Origin of the sequence: Rhodoplanes sp. P11 (assembly GCF_964266735.1) — a bacterium.
Lineage (GTDB): Bacteria > Pseudomonadota > Alphaproteobacteria > Rhizobiales > Xanthobacteraceae > Rhodoplanes > Rhodoplanes serenus.
The window spans coordinates 68,966-83,118 of the sequence record NZ_CAXWGY010000021.1 but is presented as its reverse complement, the minus strand read 5'-3'; the positions used below and the strand labels follow the sequence as shown (position 1 = coordinate 83,118).

Genomic DNA, 14,153 nt, shown 5'->3' with positions numbered 1-14,153 from the left:
GAGGCGGCCGTGCCGGATCGCGCGGGCGCCGCGCAGGCGCGGCTCACCGAATGGATGCTGGCCGCCCTGATGATCGCCTGGGGCATCGCGGTGGCGCTGCCGGGCGAGACGCTGCACCTCTCCGGCTTCCGAGCGTTGGTGACGCTCGCGCCTGAGGCGGCGTGGGCCGGCCTCTCCATCGCGATCGGCGCCATGCGCGCCGCGGCCCTGTGGATCAACGGTCGATGGCGGCGCTCGCCGTTGCTGCGGGCCGGCGGCGCGGCGTGGGGGCTCGGCTGGTGGCTCGGCCTCGCCGGGCTGCTGTGGCTCGGCGCCGATCCCGAGGCGCTGCCCAGCGCCATCGCGTTCTACCCCGTCTTCGCGGCGTTCGAGGCCGCCTCCGTGGTGCGAGGTGCTGGCGACTCCTATCGGTCGGGGGCTCTCGCGCGATGGCGGACCAGATCGGCGGGCTGACGGCCAGCGAGGCGCTGAGCTGGATCGGCACCATCATGGGCGGCGGGTCGCTCGGCGCCATAATCCTGGCGTGGATCGGCTATCGGCGTGCCCAGGCCGAGGCGCGGCAGCAGCGTGCGCCCAAGCTGTCGGCCGAGGCGCGTGACGCCATCGGTTGCGAGTTGGCCGAGCGATTTGCGGCGGAGCGAGCCGCACCGGAGCGGCTCGACCGGATCGAGGCGGCGCTGGCCGAGCACGGCCGCGCGACGGAGCGGCTGTTCCAGGCGCTCGGCCGCCACCACGGCGACATGAGCGACAAGCTCAGTCGGGCGACCGACCGGATCGAGGCGCGGATTGATCGCGCCATCGACGAGGTCCGCGAGACGCGCCGGGCGGTCGATGACCTGCGGGAGAGGTGAGGGGAGTGGCTTGATCGGCGCCCCGCGGTGGCGCTAAAAAATGGTCGCAGAAACAAGACGGATTGCCGCCATGACGTGGGCCGAGGAAGCGCGCCTCGATTTCATCGATCTGTTGTTGCTCGCGCGCGGCCGCGTGGTGCGCGCGGATCTCGTCGAGCGCTTCGGCATCTCGATGTCGCAGGCGTCCGGCGACATCAGGTCGTTTATCCGGCAGCATCCGGACGCGATGCGCTACGACAAGTCGAGGAAATGCTACGTGCCTGCGACGCGGCGCTATCGCTCGGTCCGCGGCCAGGGCAAGCGGACCATCGATGCCCTGGCGCAGCTCGCGGCGGCCGGAAGCCGCCTCGGGTGGTGGCCGTAGCTACACGCGCTCGATCTGATCGACCCGCGCCCAGCAAACGCCAGGCTTTGGGCCGCCCGTGGCGTGCACCCACCGGGCGCCGATGATCAGCACCACGAGGTGCTGCTCGATAGTCTCTGGTCGGGCAAAGTCGTGAGGGCGGCGCTCCAGCGCCGCGAAGCTGCGCACGGGCACGAGGCCACGGGCTCGGCACGCAGCGCGGACGATTTGCTTGGCGGCCGCGTGCTCGGCCGCCGAGGCGTCTCGGCGCGGCCGGGGAGGCGGGCCGGGCGGCAGCCCGTCCGGCCACGGGAGAATCAATTCCGCGCCGCCGACGCGATCCATCTCCTTGGCGGCGCGGTTGCTGATTGTGATCGGCCGCCACTGCGGCGCGGAACTCATCATCGGAACCGAATAGGCTCGAATTCAGAAGTTCGATCCACATCGAATGTGGATCTCAGCGTCCTGATTGCGTCCAACTGTTCGTTCATATCCATTTGATGAACCTTCTCCCATACTTCCTTTCGGAAACTATAAGGGCAGTACTGTGTTATTTGCCCCATGATTTCAATTGGGGTTGCGGAATTGAATGCGTATTCAATGCGCGGCTGAATAATACGCCAGTATTCAGGTCGCGGATCGACGTCGTCGGCAAGATCGACCATATCCTTGACGCGGATCAGTGTCAGATTGCCGCGTGCGAGCATTCGACGGCCGATTGCTAATCGAACGGCCTCCTGGAAGTCAGTGGTCTCGAAGACCGCGATCCTCTCTCTCTTATTCGTGTAGATCCAGATCGACACTCGTGTGTCGGTGATCCACTCGGGCGGCTCGTAGCCGGGCAGCTTGGCGAGCGCTGCTCGCCTCAGCCGGGGGGTCGTCACATAGCTGATGTTGTAAAGGCCGTCTCGGTTGTCCGGTGTATCGTCGCACACCGCGAACAACTGAGACGGATACCCTGACAGAGGAGGAGCGCCCCAACACTCGATTTTTCCGTCAGGCCGCGAAGAAGGATAGATCGTATACACGGTGTTGTAAGCTTGCCATTGCATGGTAGTTAGCGCTCCTCGCGCGCCCAAAGCTCCATGGCGATGTCCGCCCAATCGTCGACCAGCCTGCCAGGCTGCTCATGATCGCGCAGGTCGATGCCGCGCGCCTCGCAATAGGAGATGGCGGCCTTCCCTGTGCGATTGTACCACTCGATCGCCCGATTGTAGGCGTCCTCAGACGGGTACGAAAAACTGCGCCCGGTGTCGTCGCTGGTGATCGTGTAGGTCATCATCGTGGTCTCCGCTCCTGAGATCCCTGAGGCACTGACTCATTGAGATGCCCGGGGCGTTGCGCCCCGGGTGCCTGCTGACCAGGCGGGCGTCAGTACGTGCCGGGAGCGCCGTCGTCGTAAAGATCGACGTTTTTGGCTTTCGCCCATTCCTTAATGGAACGGGCGTCTTCGATTACTTCTCCGTGTCTGTCGTCGGAGTCTGATATGTATGCAAGCTGACGTTTATAGGCTTCGTACGCCCCTGCGAAGGCGCGGCGGGCCTCCTCAAGTGAGGAGTACTCGTCGTGCCAGTCGTGACTGGCCGTGCTGTAGTGGATGTAATAGGTCATTGTCTCGCCCCTAGATCTCTGGTTGGCGCCCCTGATGTGCCCCGAGGCGCGGGTTTGGTCACTCTCGATGTTTTTGTTATACAGAAATCATGAGAAAGTGTCAAACAAAAACTAGCGCCAAGTCGCGCGCCGCCATTTCGGCCGGCCGCGCCAGGGGTCGGCCGGCCATTCGATCGTCCGGGGCGCCGGCATATACTCCGGGATGTAGCCGTGCCGCTCGACGCGGCGCCGCGCACGGTGGGCGGCGCGACGCAGTCGCTCCAGGTGGACGATGACCCGGGAGCGCACGTCCATCTCGGGTCTCTCGGCGGCCGAGGGCGGAGCCCCCGGGAGGCTGGCCAGATAGGCCCGCAGGTCTCCCGCCCGCGCCGGCCCGATCGGCGGGGGCTCCATGGCGCGGGCCTCGGCGTATCTGGTCGCCCGGCGTGCCAGCGTGACCGTCCGCGCCGGCAGGAGCCACCAGCCATCGTATTTGCGGCGGCGGTCGGGCCAATACCAGTACGTCTCGCCCGTCGCTGAAATCTGACCAATTGGGCGGTATGACACCGCTCCGGTGTAGAGGGCGATCGCGAGATCGAGGGCCATGCCGAGCTGCTCGACCCGCGGCATCCTGGTCAGCCGGTCGCACTTCGGCGGCGAGCCGTCCTCGTCGTACATGGCGTACCAGATCGCCTCGCTCATGACCGCAGCTCCAGAAATGCCCAGGCCAAGCAGCGCTCGAAGTCGCCGAGCCAGTCGGTCGCGTCCACATGGGCGACGATACCGCGCTCCAGCGCCACCGCGAGCCACGGCTCTGGCGGGCACCACGCTGGATCGGTGACGACCGGCCCCGATCCATAGCGGTGCAGATCGCGCCAGAGCCGCGCGCCACAGAGCGAGCGTGTGGCGATGCCGATGGTGGCGATCACCACCGACGGCGGCCCGTCCGCCCAAACGGTGGCTGCCATGCAGCCACCAGCGGCTCGGCCCCCGAGCGAGTAGCCCGGGCGGCGCGGTATCGGCACCGTGGATGCCGAGACCGTCCGGGACAGCACGCGCCGCAGCAACGCCGAGCAGACGGCGACATCACGGTCGGCGACCTCCGACCGCAGAGTCCGCCGCACATCGCCCGTCGTCATGGTGACGTGCTCGACGTATCTGGCGGAGGTCATCGGCTGGACGCCTCCTCCAGGGTCAGCCGATCTCCGCCCGTGCGGCGGATCGTGATCGACTCGATCGTGTCCCAGTCCGGACCACGCTCCACCAGGTTGTCCAGATCGCAAATTTCGTCGATGTCATGCACGACATCGACGATGCCGGCCTGGGATCGGTAGATGATGACGGCGGTCCAGCGAGGCATTCGACGCTCCTGACGCTGCGTGGTGGGCGCCCCGCTCTGAGGCGGGACGCCCGGGGCGCTGTCATTGCCCCGGGCACCTACTCGATACTGATCAGTCGCGCTCGCCCGGATCGGCCTCGACAGAGACGATGAGCGAAAACAGATAGGGCCGCTCACGCAGTCCGTCGAACAGCTGGTTGCCGTCCTCGTCCTCGGAGAGGATGACGTCGGGCGACAGCCAGTAGTCGCGCCCATAGTAGCCGAGCAGAAGAACGGCGGCGTGGTCGGCCGAGTGGCGTGCGTCAGCCGTCCTATACGGGGTGGCGGTGCCATCCTCGTCGTAAATCGGTGCCGAAGCCTGGGTGAGGTCGGCCGAGAAGCGGAACGATCCAAAGGTGGTGGTGACGGTGTAGGTAGCGGTCATCGTGGTTCTCCTGCCTTCAGCGTGGCCCCGAGGCGCGGGCTTGATCACTCTCGATGTTTTTGTTATACACGAACTCATGAGAAAGTGTCAAACAAAAACTAGCGACGAGCCCAAGAAAAATCGCGGCGGCCGTCCGGCGACCGGGCAGACCCCGGCGATCGGGGTGCGGCTGCCGGCGCCCGTCCGAACAGCGGCGGAGAGGTCCGCAGCGCGGGCCGGGGTGTCGCTGTCCGAGCGCATCAGGATCGCCATCGAGCGCGACATTGCCGATCACGGCTGATCCTGAGCGCGCCATTGCCCCGGGCCGCGCCGAGGCCGTGCGCCGCCTGCTCGATCACTCCCTCGCCCGCGACCCCTGACGGCTCCCCGGGACCGGCATCTCCGTCCAGTCTGGGCGGACATCGATCGGCCGACCTCGCGCGCCGCACGCGAGGCAGGTGAAGCGCAGGCGGCGAATCTCCACCTCGTCGCTCCATCGACCGGCCGGGACGATCACGCGGCGATCGCAGGCATGGCAATGCACGTCGAGCGAGCGCACGCCGAGGCTGCGCATGTTGCCGAGGGTCATGGCGGCGCGGGTGTCGGTCATTGTGCTTGACGGTCGAACGTTCCGGGATTTTTTCCGGGACTCAGGGTCCCGTAAAGTCCCCGTAGGTCGACGATGATCCCGTTGCGTTCTCTCGATAGTCAATTTTCGGCGTCGCTCTCACTCCTGAAAAGATAAAGTATTTCAATAGCTTTTCACGGAGATGGCTGGCGCGCTCGGAGAGATTCGAACTCCCGACCCTCAGATTCGAAGTCTGATGCTCTATCCGGCTGAGCTACGAGCGCGTCGGGCGCCGGTGGGCGGCGCCGAGACCGTCTTATAGCCGATCGGCGCCGAAAAGCGACTGCGGCATGGCGAAGGGGAGCGCAGGCGCGGGGACGGCATCAACTCGGTACGAAAGCCGGAGGACGCGAGCAGGCCGCGGCCTCGACCCGGCCCGGAAAACGTCAAGATGCGGGCCCGCATTGGTCAGCCCGGCTCGGGCCGATCGTGGGCAGGCGCCAGGCTGGCGGCGCGGGCCACCAGGGCGGGGGTCGGTGCGGTCTCGGGGGTCGGACGCCGTGCCTCCCGGCGGCCCGTCTCGGCAGCCGTCGTGGCTGTCCCGGCCACTCCTGTCCCGGCCACTCCTGTCCCGGCCACTCCTGTCGCGATCACTCCGGGAGCCGCCACCCCGGTCGCGGCTCCCGCGGGGGTGGCCACCGGGCCCGCAGTGGCCGGCACCGCCGGCGTGGCCCCCGTGCCTGCGCTCTCGCTCCCGGCTGCGGCCAGTGCCCCCGCCATCAGGGCTCCGACGGTCTCGACCCGGTTGCGGCCGTTCGCCTTGGCCCGGTACAGCGCCTTGTCGGCGGTCGCGACCAGCGCCGCCAGATCGATGGCTGCATCGGACGTGACGGCGACCCCGACGCTGACCGTCGAGGCCGGCCCGACCGCCCCGAGCGGCGCCAGCCGGCAGCGCTCGAACTCGGTGCGGATGCGCTCCGCCACGGCGAACGCCTCGGTCAGGGTGGCGCCGGGCAGCAGGCAGGCGAACTCCTCGCCGCCGGTGCGCCCGAGCAGGTCGGTCGAGCGCAGCACCCGCACCGCCGTCTCGCAGAAGGCGCACAGCACGCGGTCCCCGGTCTGGTGCCCGAAGGTGTCGTTGATGCGCTTGAACTGGTCGAGGTCGAGCATCAGCAGCGCCGCGGTGCCGCCCTCGGCCAGCAGCCGGCGCAGCATGCGCTCGCCGCGCTCGAAGAAGGCGCGCCGGTTGGCGACCCCGGTCAGCGGGTCGACCAGCGCGTTGCGCCGATGCTCCAGCTCCAGCCGCTCCTTGGCCATCGCCATCACCAGAAAGGCCAGGCAGAAGACATGCAGCACCAGCGCGGCGGCGCCGACCGGCACCACCAGGTCGGCGATCGGATCGGGCTGCACCGGCAGCACCAGCCGCTCGGCGATCGGGATGCGGGCCAGGAAGGCGACCCCGTAGGCGACCAGGATCACGATGGTGGGCCAGCGCGACATCAGCTCGGGGTTGCGGGCGCGCCAGTACTCGGAGGCGATCAGCAGGGTGAACACGAACATCGCCAGCGAGAACACCCGGATGCGCAATGCCCCGTCGGTTCAGACCGCATCGAAGCCGCACGCCATGATCCACGCCAGCGCGGCGCCGAGCGGCACCGCGAGATGCGGCCGCCGCCCCTCGAAGCTGCGCGCGCCGCACCACATCAGCCCATAGGCGAACAGCCACACGGCATTGCCGAGGCCGACCGAGGCCCAGTCGGGGGCGATGCCGCGCAGCACGACCAGAACGCCGCCGACGTCGAGCACCAAGAGCCCCGTGCCCCACCACGCCAGGGTCGCCAGGCTGCGGTCCTGAAGCCAGGCGAACAGCAGCATCAGGCCGCTGATCGCCGTGGCGAAGGCGGTGACCGCAAAGAGGGTGGGGAGGTCGAGCGGCATGAAATCGGGGTTCGAGGGCGGCCAGCGATGATGCACGACGGTAGTCGCCGTTCTAGCCCAGACCGTTCAAACTCTCGTGCTCGAACGGCTAAACTTCGTACAGTCCCGATTAACGAATCTTTCACCCAACAAGGACGGAGAGACCGGATGGACGTGAAAGCCGCGGTGGCGTTCGAGGCGGGCAAGCCCCTGACGGTCACGACGGTGCAGCTTGAAGGCCCGCGGGCCGGCGAGGTGCTGGTCGAGATCAAGGCCACCGGGATCTGCCACACCGACGAGTTCACGCTGTCGGGCGCCGACCCGGAGGGGATCTTCCCGGCGATCCTCGGCCACGAGGGCGCCGGCATCGTGCGGGAGGTCGGACCGGGCGTCACGTCGGTGAAGCCGGGCGACCACGTCATCCCGCTCTACACGCCGGAATGCCGGCAATGCCCGTCCTGCCTGTCGCGCAAGACCAACCTGTGCACGGCGATCCGCTCGACCCAGGGGCAGGGGCTGATGCCGGACGGCTCGTCGCGCTTCTCGATCGAGGGCCGGCCGCTGTTCCACTACATGGGCTGCTCGACCTTCGCCAATTTCACGGTGCTGCCCGAGATCGCGGTGGCGAAGATCCGCGAGGACGCCCCGTTCGACAAGGTCTGCTACATCGGCTGCGGGGTGACCACCGGCATCGGCGCCGTCGTCAACACCGCCAAGGTGGAGCCGGGCGCGACCGCCATCGTGTTCGGGCTCGGCGGCATCGGCCTCAACGTCATCCAGGGGCTGCGTCTCGTCGGTGCCGACATGATCATCGGGGTCGATCTCAACCCGGCCAAGAAGGCGTGGGGCGAGCGCTTCGGCATGACGCATTTCGTCAACCCGAAGGAGGTCGGCGGCGATCTCGTGCCGTATCTCGTCGATCTCACCAAGCGTGGCGCCGATCAGATCGGCGGCGCCGACTACACCTTCGATTGCACCGGCAACGTCACGGTGATGCGCCAGGCGCTGGAGGCGTGCCACCGCGGCTGGGGCCAGTCGGTCGTCATCGGGGTGGCGCCGGCCGGCGCCGAGATCCAGACGCGGCCGTTCCAGCTCGTCACCGGGCGGGTGTGGAAAGGCTCGGCCTTCGGCGGCGCCCGCGGCCGCACCGACGTGCCGCGCATCGTCGACTGGTACATGCAGGGCAAGATCGAGATCGATCCGATGATCACCCACACGCTGCCGCTCGGCGAGATCAACCGCGGCTTCGATCTCATGCATGCGGGCGAGTCGATCCGCAGCGTCGTGGTGTACTGAAGCCGGGCGCCGGCCACCCTGTCGTCGCCGCGGCGAGACCGCGGCGACGTGCGGAAATGACGTCACAGCCATGCGCGATGATCGGCTATTTCTGCATTTCCGGCGGCGCTTTTTACCAGACCTTACAGGTTTTGCGTCAGTCTGGTGACTGGCCGCGACCCCGGCCCGTGCCTCGGCCCGCGGCGCCGGAGGCGTGTCATGACCACCCCCCTCGATCGCTTCCTCGAACTCGCCGGGCTCGGCATCCGGGCTCAGGCCGTCATCGCGCTACGCACCATCCGGCTCGCCGAAGGCGGCCCGGCGGCGCTGCGCGAGGCGCAGCGCATGGTCACCGAGAAGGTGGTGGCCACCGTCGAGGCCGAGATGGCCGCGGCGCGCGCGCTGCTCGGCGGTGCCAGCTTCGACGATGCGGCCTCCGAGGCGCTGGTGCCGGTGCGGCGCTGCGTCGAGGACAATGTCCGCCGCCTGTCGGGCCGGCTGCCCTGAACGGATCGTGACGCCGGCCGCGAACGTCGCATCGCCTCGCACGTTGTCGGCCAGGACCGGCCGGCGGCGCCCGGCCGCGCCCGGACCCCGGCGAGGCGACGATGGACGATGCGGAGACGGCCGACTGCGTGATCGTCGGCGGTGGCCCGGCGGGGCTGACGGCGGCCATCTATCTGGCACGCTTCCGCCGCCGCGTCGTGCTGGTCGACTCCGGCGAGAGCCGCGCCGCCCTGATCCCCGAGTCGCACAACTATCCGGGCTTTGCCGGCATCGCCGGTCCGGCCCTGCTGGCGCGGCTGCGTGACCAGGCGGGCCGCTATGGGGCGGAGCTGCGCGGCGGCCGCGTGGAAACGCTGGTGCGGACCGACGGGCTGTTCCGGGCCGAGATCGCGGAGGGTCGGGCGGTCGTGGCGCGCGCCGCCCTGATCGCCACCGGCATCGTCGACGAGAGCCCGGAGCTGCCGGCCTTGCGGACGCTGGTCGCCGCCGCGCGGGTGCGCTACTGCCCGATCTGCGACGCTTTCGAGGCGATGGACCGCCACATCGGGGTGGTCGGGCCGCTGCGGCGGGCCGCCGCCAAGGCGCGCTTCCTGCGCACCTGGACCCGACTGGTGACGGTGCTGCCGCTCGACGCGGGACCGCTGCCGGACGAGGAGGCGAGGGCGCTCGCCGAGGCCGGCGTCGCCGTGCTGCGGGGGCCGCTGGCCGATCTCCGGCCGGAAGGCGAGGGGATCGTCGCCACCGCGGCCGACGGTGCGCCTCTCGTGGTCGATGTGCTCTATCCCGCCATGGGGGCCGAGGTGCGGTCCGGCTTCGCGCTCGCCCTCGGGGCCGAGGCGGCGGGCGACGGCTGCCTCACGGTGGACCACCGCCAGCGCACCGCGGTGCCCATGCTCTACGCGGCCGGTGACGTCACCACCGACCTGCACCAGATCAGCGTCGCCACCGGCCACGGCGCCGTGGCGGCGACCGCGATCCACAACGCCCTGCCGCCGAATTTCCGCTGAGACCGGAGCCCCTGGCCCCGCGGTCGCCGTCCGCCCGAGAGGGGCGGCACTCGCCGACCGTTGACAGCGCTACCGTCGAATCCTACGGTGTTCGTGAATAGCGAACTGTAGTTCCGAATTTATGAACTGATATGAGCATCCTGGACGGTGTGCAGCGGGTTCTGACGCTCTTTGCCGAGGGCGCCACCGAGCTGTCCTTCACCGAGGTGGCGCAGCGGCTCGCCCTGCCGAAAAGCTCGGCGTCGCGGCTGCTCAACCAGATGCAGCACTACGGCCTGCTCGATCAGGACGCCGTCACCCGGCGCTACCGGCTCGGCGCCCTGGTGCAGCGCGCGGTGCGGACCGGGTTGGCGGCGCGACCGCTCGACGAGGCGTGCCGGGCCGTGCTGGTGCGCCTCTCCGAGGCGAGCGGCCTCACCGCCTATCTGTCGACCCTCAATCGCCGTGAGACCGTGGTGCTCCAGCGGCTCAACGGCGCTCATCCGGTGCAGGTGCTGTCGCCGCCGGGCTCGCGCCGGCAGGCGTCGGGAACCGCCATGGGGCGGGCGCTGCTGTCGCGGCTGAGCGACGCCGAGTTCGCGGCGCTCTACGGGCGCGATCCGGCGGCACCGCTGCCGCCCGAAGGCAAGGACTGCCCGACGACCGTCGGCGCGCTCGCGGCCCGTGTCGCAGAGGTGCGGGCCGATCGCTGCGGCGTCGCCATCGACGAGGCGATGCCGGGCATCGGCGCCGTGGCGGCGGCGGTGCGCGATCCGGAGACCGGCGACCTGCGCGGCCTGTGCGTCTCCTTCGTGGCGTTCCAGGTCGACGCGGTGCGCGTCGCCACCCTGCGCGCCTTGGTGCTGGACCAGGTGGGGGCGCTCGGGCGCGATCTCGGCGATCCGTTCTGGACGGCGCCGCCTGTCGGGGCGCCGCCGGCGCCTGCCGACACCACGATGGCCAAGACCACGACGGCCAAGACCACGACGGCCACGGCCGGGGAGGGCGGCGCATGACTCTCCTGCTGCTCAGCAACTCGACCAGCGACGCCGGCTATCTGGTGCATGCGCAGCCGGCGATCCGCGATCTCGTCGCCGGCCTACCGCCGGCGTCCGCCGCCGCCTTCGTGCCGTTCGCCGGGGTGACGCGCGACTGGGACGCCTACACGGCGCTCGTCGCTGCGGCGCTCGCCGACACCGGGCTCGATCTCGTGCCGCTGCACCGCGCCGACGATCCTGTCGCGACGATCGCGGCCGCGGCCGTGATCGTGGTGGGGGGCGGCAACACCTTCCGCCTGCTGCACGAGCTGCGCCGCCGCGGCCTCCTCGATCCGATTGCCCGTCGGGTGCGGGCGGGCGGCCGCTATCTCGGCTGGAGTGCCGGCGCCAATCTGGCGTGCCCGACGATCTCCACCACCAACGACATGCCGATCGTCGATCCCGAGGGGTTTTCGGGGCTCGGCCTGGTCGGCTTCCAGATCAACCCGCACTACACCGATGCGCATCCGCCCGGCCATCGCGGCGAGACGCGGGCGCAGCGCCTCGCCGAGTTCTGCACCCTCAACCCCGCGATGCCGGTTGTCGGCCTTCCGGAAGGCACCGGGCTCGCGGTGCGCGGCGCCACCCTGACGCTGATCGGCCCGCAGCCGGCGCGGCTGTTCGTCGGCACCGCGCCGCCGCGCCTGCTGGCACCGGGGCCGCTGGAGATGATCGCATGAAGCAGGTTCTCGACGCCGTCGAGCTTCTGTCCGCTGCCGATATCGACGGCGAGGCGGTCGCCGCCGTGCTGCGCGCCACCGGCGACTGCGAGGTCGCGGTGACGCCGCTCGCGCAGGGCGGGGCGGCGACCGACTTCCTCTCGATCGTCATCCGAGGTCGCGACGACACGGCACCGCAGCTCGGCATCGTCGGCCGTCTCGGCGGCGTCGGCGCGCGCCCCGCCGTCACCGGCCTGGTGTCGGACGCCGACGGCGCCGTGGTGGCGATCGCCACCGCCTTGAAGCTGATGGCGATGGCGCGCCAGGGCGACGTCCTGCCCGGCACCGTGCGCATCCGCACCCACATTTGCCCGCGTGCCGCGACGCGCCCGCATCATCCGGTGCCGATGATGCGCTCGCCGTTCCCGATGCGCACCATGATGGCCCACGAGGTCGATCCCGCCATGGCGGCGATCCTGTCGGTCGACACCACCCGCGGCAACCGGCTGGTCAATCGCCGCGGCGTCGCACTCACCCCGGTGGCCAAGCAGGGCTTCCTGCTGCCGATCCCCGACACGATGCTCGATGTGCTGTCCTGGGTCAGCGGCGAGCTGCCTGTCACGCTGCCGCTCACCACCCAGGACATCACCCCCTACGAGAACGGCCTTCGGCATGTGAACTCGCTGATGCAGCCGGCGATCGCCACCGATGCCCCCGTGGTCGGCGTCGCGCTCACGGCGCAGAGCACGGTGCCGGGCTGCGCCACCGGCGTCACCAGCGCGGTCGACTGCGACGTGGCGATGCGGTTCTGCATCGAGATCGCCAAGCTGTTCGGCGCCGGCACGCTCGCCTTCGTGGATGCGGACGAGTGGCGGGAGCTGCAACGCCGCTACGGCTCGCTGGCGCATCTCCAGACGGTCGGCCGGGACGGCGGGGAGGTGGTGTCGTGAGCGAGCCCCGGCAACGCCGCATCGCCTTCGTCACCATCGGCCAGGCGCCGCGGCGCGATGTCGTGCCCGAGATGGCGACGCTGGTCGGATCGCATGTGCGCATCGACGAGTACGGCGTGCTGGACGGGCTCGATGCCGCCGCGATCGCGGCGCTCGGGCCGCGCCCCGGCGCCTATCGGTTCGCGACCCGGCTCGCCGACGGCACCGCGGTCGAGCTCGACAAGGCGGCGACCGAGGCGCGGCTCGCCACCCTGGTGGAGAGCCTCGACGGCGCCGGCTACGACCTTCTGGTGCCGCTGTGCACCGGCGCGGCGCTGCCGGCGACCGCGACCCTCACGGTCGAGCCCCAGCAGGTGGTCGACCATACCCTGGCGGCGCTCGCTCATCGCTGCCGCCGGGTCGGCGTCGTGGTGCCGCTCGCCGCCCAGGTCGACACCCTGCATCTGTCGGTGCCCGTCGCCTGCCCGGTGCGGCTGGTCCATGCCTCGCCCTATGAGCCCGATCCGGCGCGGGCCGCCGCCGCCTTCGCGGCCGCCGGCACGGCCCTCGCCGACTGCGATGTCGTGCTCATGCACTGCATGGGCTACGGCGCCGCCATGCGGACGATGATTGCCGCGGCCGCCGGCCGGCCGGTGCTGCTCTCCACCCACCTGGTCGCGCGTCTGCTCGCCCAGATCTTGGAATGACATCTCTTGGAATGACGCCCGTTCTGTCCTGTTCGGAGACTTGCCCGATGGTTCGAAGCAACATGGTTCGCGCGTTCGGCGCGATGCTGGCGGTGGCGGTGACGAGCCTGACGCCGGCGGTGGCCGCCGACACCTGGAAGCCGCTCGTGCCGGTGCGCCTGCTGATCGGCTTCGCGCCCGGTGGCTCGGCCGACACGCTCGGCCGGCTCCTCGCCGAGCCGCTGGCGCAGCGGCTGGGCCAGCCCGTGCTGGTCGAGAACGTCGCCGGCGCCGGTGGAAACATCATGGCGGCGCGGCTCGCCCAGGCGCCCGCCGACGGCCAGACGATCGGCATCGCGGCGGCCGGCTCGATGGCGATCACCTTCGCGCTCAAGCCCAAGAGCACGACCTACAAGCCGTCCGACTTCACGCCGATCACGCTCGCCGCCACGCAGCCCAACGTGGTCATCGTCAACAAGGACGTGCCGGCCAAGACGCTCGCCGAGCTGAAGGCGTATTTCGAGAAGACGCCGGCCGCCACCTACGGCACCGCCGGGGTCGGCACCTCCAACCACCTGATCGCCGAGACGATGTTCTACCGGCTCGGCATCAAGGTGCCGCACGCCGCCTACCGGGGCGCTACCCCGGTGATCACCGATCTCCTCGGCGGCCACATCGCCATGACCATGGACAACATCTCGACCGCCGGGCCGCTCGCCCAGCAGGGCAACGTCAGGGCGATCGCGGTGGCGTCGCTCAAGCGGGCGCCGCAGCTTCCCGACGTGCCGACCCTCGACGAGCAGGGGCTGACCGGCTTCGACATGCCGACCTGGCAGGGGGTGTTCGGCCCCGCCGGGCTGCCGCCCGCCGTGCTCGCCACCTACGCGGCGGTGCTCCAGGAGGTGCTGAAGGACCCGGCCGTGATCGCCAAGATGGCGGTGCTCGGCTCCGAGCCGGTCACCGGCATGACGGCCGAGGCGTTCGCTGCCTTCCTGGAGAAGGACCGCAAGCAGTGGGCCGACATCGTCAAGGCGGCCGACATCGCGGTGGAGTAGCCGCCGCG

At 69.9% G+C, this 14,153-nt stretch carries 23 protein-coding genes and 1 tRNA gene; 12 read left to right on the top strand and 12 right to left on the bottom strand.

What is annotated here, in order from left to right; translation table 11 throughout:
- Positions 1-9: 9 nt before the first annotated feature.
- From ACFQUV_RS23130 to ACFQUV_RS23120, 3 genes are all read left to right on the top strand, one after another.
- Positions 10-453, top strand: a complete 444-nt coding sequence (locus tag ACFQUV_RS23130) for a hypothetical protein (protein ID WP_129609502.1) — start codon at positions 10-12, stop codon at positions 451-453.
- The gene (locus ACFQUV_RS23125; RefSeq protein ID WP_129609503.1) at positions 429-851 is read left to right on the top strand and encodes a hypothetical protein; all 423 of its coding nucleotides are present in this window, start codon (positions 429-431) and stop codon (positions 849-851) included. The genes ACFQUV_RS23130 and ACFQUV_RS23125 overlap by 25 nt, the downstream gene beginning before the upstream one ends.
- 70 nt (positions 852-921) lie before the next feature.
- Positions 922-1,215 carry a hypothetical protein gene (locus ACFQUV_RS23120; RefSeq protein WP_129609504.1) on the top strand — a complete coding sequence of 98 codons (294 nt, stop codon included), beginning with the start codon at positions 922-924 and terminating at the stop codon, positions 1,213-1,215.
- On the opposite strand, the gene ACFQUV_RS23115 is transcribed toward ACFQUV_RS23120, so the two are convergent.
- From ACFQUV_RS23115 to ACFQUV_RS23080, 8 genes are all read right to left on the bottom strand, one after another.
- A complete protein-coding gene (locus ACFQUV_RS23115; protein WP_129609505.1) occupies positions 1,216-1,599 on the bottom strand; it encodes a hypothetical protein in 384 nt (127 codons plus the stop codon).
- Positions 1,596-2,246 (bottom strand): hypothetical protein, encoded by a 651-nt coding sequence (locus ACFQUV_RS23110; RefSeq protein ID WP_129609506.1) that lies wholly within the window; start codon positions 2,244-2,246, stop codon positions 1,596-1,598. The genes ACFQUV_RS23115 and ACFQUV_RS23110 overlap by 4 nt, the downstream gene beginning before the upstream one ends.
- A 5-nt stretch (positions 2,247-2,251) precedes the next feature.
- Positions 2,252-2,476 (bottom strand): hypothetical protein, encoded by a 225-nt coding sequence (locus ACFQUV_RS23105; RefSeq protein ID WP_129609507.1) that lies wholly within the window; start codon positions 2,474-2,476, stop codon positions 2,252-2,254.
- An 89-nt stretch (positions 2,477-2,565) separates the two neighbouring features.
- On the bottom strand, positions 2,566-2,805 hold the full coding sequence (locus tag ACFQUV_RS23100; RefSeq protein ID WP_129609508.1) for a hypothetical protein: 240 nt from the start codon (positions 2,803-2,805) through the stop codon (positions 2,566-2,568).
- Positions 2,806-2,916: 111 nt separating this feature from the next.
- Positions 2,917-3,486, bottom strand: coding sequence for a hypothetical protein (locus ACFQUV_RS23095; RefSeq protein WP_129609509.1), 570 nt, complete (start codon positions 3,484-3,486; stop codon positions 2,917-2,919).
- The gene (locus ACFQUV_RS23090; protein ID WP_129609510.1) at positions 3,483-3,752 is read right to left on the bottom strand and encodes a hypothetical protein; all 270 of its coding nucleotides are present in this window, start codon (positions 3,750-3,752) and stop codon (positions 3,483-3,485) included. The genes ACFQUV_RS23095 and ACFQUV_RS23090 overlap by 4 nt, the downstream gene beginning before the upstream one ends.
- 200 nt (positions 3,753-3,952) lie before the next feature.
- Complete coding sequence (locus ACFQUV_RS23085) at positions 3,953-4,144, bottom strand: hypothetical protein (protein WP_129609511.1); 192 nt, start codon at positions 4,142-4,144, stop codon at positions 3,953-3,955.
- Positions 4,145-4,235: 91 nt separating this feature from the next.
- Complete coding sequence (locus ACFQUV_RS23080; RefSeq protein ID WP_129609512.1) at positions 4,236-4,547, bottom strand: hypothetical protein; 312 nt, start codon at positions 4,545-4,547, stop codon at positions 4,236-4,238.
- Positions 4,548-4,587: 40 nt separating this feature from the next.
- On the opposite strand from ACFQUV_RS23080, the gene ACFQUV_RS23075 reads away from it, so the two are divergent.
- Positions 4,588-4,827: a hypothetical protein gene (locus ACFQUV_RS23075; RefSeq protein WP_129609513.1), complete on the top strand. Its 240-nt coding sequence runs from the start codon at positions 4,588-4,590 to the stop codon at positions 4,825-4,827.
- A 54-nt stretch (positions 4,828-4,881) separates the two neighbouring features.
- Here the strand turns inward: ACFQUV_RS23075 and ACFQUV_RS23070 are convergent, their stop codons facing one another.
- The 4 genes from ACFQUV_RS23070 to ACFQUV_RS23055 form a co-directional block, all read right to left on the bottom strand.
- The gene (locus ACFQUV_RS23070; RefSeq protein WP_129609514.1) at positions 4,882-5,136 is read right to left on the bottom strand and encodes a hypothetical protein; all 255 of its coding nucleotides are present in this window, start codon (positions 5,134-5,136) and stop codon (positions 4,882-4,884) included.
- A gap of 165 nt (positions 5,137-5,301) precedes the next feature.
- Positions 5,302-5,378, bottom strand: a tRNA-Arg gene (locus tag ACFQUV_RS23065).
- A gap of 184 nt (positions 5,379-5,562) precedes the next feature.
- Positions 5,563-6,681 (bottom strand): GGDEF domain-containing protein, encoded by a 1,119-nt coding sequence (locus tag ACFQUV_RS23060; protein WP_129609567.1) that lies wholly within the window; start codon positions 6,679-6,681, stop codon positions 5,563-5,565.
- Positions 6,682-6,693: 12 nt separating this feature from the next.
- Complete coding sequence (locus ACFQUV_RS23055) at positions 6,694-7,032, bottom strand: hypothetical protein (RefSeq protein ID WP_129609568.1); 339 nt, start codon at positions 7,030-7,032, stop codon at positions 6,694-6,696.
- Between the two features lie 147 nt (positions 7,033-7,179).
- Between ACFQUV_RS23055 and ACFQUV_RS23050 the strand changes: the two genes are divergently transcribed.
- The 8 genes from ACFQUV_RS23050 to ACFQUV_RS23015 all read left to right on the top strand — a co-directional run bounded on the left by ACFQUV_RS23050 (position 7,180) and on the right by ACFQUV_RS23015 (position 14,145).
- Positions 7,180-8,307, top strand: coding sequence for an S-(hydroxymethyl)glutathione dehydrogenase/class III alcohol dehydrogenase (locus ACFQUV_RS23050; protein ID WP_129609569.1), 1,128 nt, complete (start codon positions 7,180-7,182; stop codon positions 8,305-8,307).
- Positions 8,308-8,505: 198 nt separating this feature from the next.
- Positions 8,506-8,793 carry a hypothetical protein gene (locus tag ACFQUV_RS23045; protein ID WP_111386120.1) on the top strand — a complete coding sequence of 96 codons (288 nt, stop codon included), beginning with the start codon at positions 8,506-8,508 and terminating at the stop codon, positions 8,791-8,793.
- 101 nt (positions 8,794-8,894) lie between these two features.
- On the top strand, positions 8,895-9,800 hold the full coding sequence (locus ACFQUV_RS23040) for an NAD(P)/FAD-dependent oxidoreductase (protein WP_129609570.1): 906 nt from the start codon (positions 8,895-8,897) through the stop codon (positions 9,798-9,800).
- Between the two features lie 131 nt (positions 9,801-9,931).
- Positions 9,932-10,795, top strand: coding sequence for an IclR family transcriptional regulator (locus ACFQUV_RS23035; protein ID WP_129609571.1), 864 nt, complete (start codon positions 9,932-9,934; stop codon positions 10,793-10,795).
- On the top strand, positions 10,792-11,496 hold the full coding sequence (gene pepE, locus ACFQUV_RS23030) for a dipeptidase PepE (RefSeq protein ID WP_129609572.1): 705 nt from the start codon (positions 10,792-10,794) through the stop codon (positions 11,494-11,496). The genes ACFQUV_RS23035 and pepE overlap by 4 nt, the downstream gene beginning before the upstream one ends.
- Positions 11,493-12,425 carry a DUF1177 domain-containing protein gene (locus tag ACFQUV_RS23025; RefSeq protein ID WP_129609573.1) on the top strand — a complete coding sequence of 311 codons (933 nt, stop codon included), beginning with the start codon at positions 11,493-11,495 and terminating at the stop codon, positions 12,423-12,425. The genes pepE and ACFQUV_RS23025 overlap by 4 nt, the downstream gene beginning before the upstream one ends.
- The gene (locus ACFQUV_RS23020; RefSeq protein WP_129609574.1) at positions 12,422-13,111 is read left to right on the top strand and encodes an AroM family protein; all 690 of its coding nucleotides are present in this window, start codon (positions 12,422-12,424) and stop codon (positions 13,109-13,111) included. The genes ACFQUV_RS23025 and ACFQUV_RS23020 overlap by 4 nt, the downstream gene beginning before the upstream one ends.
- Before the next feature lie 62 nt (positions 13,112-13,173).
- Positions 13,174-14,145, top strand: a complete 972-nt coding sequence (locus ACFQUV_RS23015; protein WP_129609579.1) for a tripartite tricarboxylate transporter substrate binding protein — start codon at positions 13,174-13,176, stop codon at positions 14,143-14,145.
- Positions 14,146-14,153 lie beyond the last annotated feature (8 nt).

Coding starts and splice junctions, on each gene's coding strand:
- ACFQUV_RS23125 (WP_129609503.1), top strand. CDS start 429: ATGGCGGACCAGATCGGCGGGCTGACGGCCAGCGAGGCGCTGAGCTGG.
- ACFQUV_RS23120 (WP_129609504.1), top strand. CDS start 922: ATGACGTGGGCCGAGGAAGCGCGCCTCGATTTCATCGATCTGTTGTTG.
- ACFQUV_RS23115 (WP_129609505.1), bottom strand. CDS start 1,599: ATGATGAGTTCCGCGCCGCAGTGGCGGCCGATCACAATCAGCAACCGC.
- ACFQUV_RS23110 (WP_129609506.1), bottom strand. CDS start 2,246: ATGCAATGGCAAGCTTACAACACCGTGTATACGATCTATCCTTCTTCG.
- ACFQUV_RS23105 (WP_129609507.1), bottom strand. CDS start 2,476: ATGATGACCTACACGATCACCAGCGACGACACCGGGCGCAGTTTTTCG.
- ACFQUV_RS23100 (WP_129609508.1), bottom strand. CDS start 2,805: ATGACCTATTACATCCACTACAGCACGGCCAGTCACGACTGGCACGAC.
- ACFQUV_RS23095 (WP_129609509.1), bottom strand. CDS start 3,486: ATGAGCGAGGCGATCTGGTACGCCATGTACGACGAGGACGGCTCGCCG.
- ACFQUV_RS23090 (WP_129609510.1), bottom strand. CDS start 3,752: ATGGCAGCCACCGTTTGGGCGGACGGGCCGCCGTCGGTGGTGATCGCC.
- ACFQUV_RS23085 (WP_129609511.1), bottom strand. CDS start 4,144: ATGCCTCGCTGGACCGCCGTCATCATCTACCGATCCCAGGCCGGCATC.
- ACFQUV_RS23080 (WP_129609512.1), bottom strand. CDS start 4,547: ATGACCGCTACCTACACCGTCACCACCACCTTTGGATCGTTCCGCTTC.
- ACFQUV_RS23070 (WP_129609514.1), bottom strand. CDS start 5,136: ATGACCGACACCCGCGCCGCCATGACCCTCGGCAACATGCGCAGCCTC.
- ACFQUV_RS23055 (WP_129609568.1), bottom strand. CDS start 7,032: ATGCCGCTCGACCTCCCCACCCTCTTTGCGGTCACCGCCTTCGCCACG.
- ACFQUV_RS23050 (WP_129609569.1), top strand. CDS start 7,180: ATGGACGTGAAAGCCGCGGTGGCGTTCGAGGCGGGCAAGCCCCTGACG.
- ACFQUV_RS23045 (WP_111386120.1), top strand. CDS start 8,506: ATGACCACCCCCCTCGATCGCTTCCTCGAACTCGCCGGGCTCGGCATC.
- ACFQUV_RS23040 (WP_129609570.1), top strand. CDS start 8,895: ATGGACGATGCGGAGACGGCCGACTGCGTGATCGTCGGCGGTGGCCCG.
- ACFQUV_RS23035 (WP_129609571.1), top strand. CDS start 9,932: ATGAGCATCCTGGACGGTGTGCAGCGGGTTCTGACGCTCTTTGCCGAG.
- pepE (WP_129609572.1), top strand. CDS start 10,792: ATGACTCTCCTGCTGCTCAGCAACTCGACCAGCGACGCCGGCTATCTG.
- ACFQUV_RS23025 (WP_129609573.1), top strand. CDS start 11,493: ATGAAGCAGGTTCTCGACGCCGTCGAGCTTCTGTCCGCTGCCGATATC.
- ACFQUV_RS23015 (WP_129609579.1), top strand. CDS start 13,174: ATGGTTCGCGCGTTCGGCGCGATGCTGGCGGTGGCGGTGACGAGCCTG.